General features: G+C 48.4%; 2 protein-coding genes. Both read right to left on the bottom strand.

The annotated features are described in order from the left end of the window. Nucleotides 1-70: 70 nt before the first annotated feature. Entirely contained in the window at nt 71-229 is a 159-nt protein-coding gene (locus IAG03_RS14125) for a hypothetical protein (protein WP_249320756.1), read from the bottom strand. A gap of 69 nt (nt 230-298) precedes the next feature. After that, complete coding sequence (locus IAG03_RS14130; RefSeq protein WP_249320754.1) at nt 299-526, bottom strand: YdbC family protein; 228 nt, start codon at nt 524-526, stop codon at nt 299-301. Nucleotides 527-609 lie beyond the last annotated feature (83 nt).

The following is a 609-nucleotide window of genomic DNA, read 5'->3' on the forward strand; positions in this document are numbered from 1 at the left end:
CCCTTCTGTCAAGTGGTTTTGAGATATTTTTTGAAAAATCTCCAAAGCGCATAGCTGTGCGTAAAGTCAATCAGGCAACATCTCCTTCCTGCAAAGCCATTGCTTCTTTTGCAATCAGAGCCTTTACAAGCTCCTCCTGCGTATGCTTTGCGTTCTCTGCGGGCATTGCGTTGACAACGAAAATCGTGCCGCCGATTCTCTCCACAAAGCCGGTTTTCATATTCTCCACGGTCATCACCTCCCTCCGTAAAAATAGGGGCGTCCGTTTCCGAACGCCCCGTTACCAGCCGAAAAAGGATTATTCCTTTTCATAGATTGCCTTGAGTGCTACGTAAAGATTTCTGCCCTCGTCCTCCGTGAGCGTAATGCCCTTGCCGCAGCGTTCGTGGTTCGGATGCCACTCTCGGATGTCCAGCTTGGCGGCATTGCCGTTCCACGAAATGAAGTTGGCTTCCTTGGTGTAGCCCTTGCCGTTCTCTCCGAGGATGGCGAGGGGCTTGGTAATCGTGCTTGTAATGTCTTTCATTTTCGTACCTCCGTAATTCAAGTGTTGAAGAAGTTAAAAAGTCGGGATAGTAATGGAAGGGATTATCTTTCCCAATCATTTCT

This window comes from Yeguia hominis (assembly GCF_014384705.1).
In the GTDB taxonomy this organism is placed as follows: Bacteria; Bacillota; Clostridia; order Oscillospirales; family Acutalibacteraceae; genus Yeguia; species Yeguia hominis.

Coding starts and splice junctions, on each gene's coding strand:
- IAG03_RS14130 (WP_249320754.1), bottom strand. CDS start 526: ATGAAAGACATTACAAGCACGATTACCAAGCCCCTCGCCATCCTCGGA.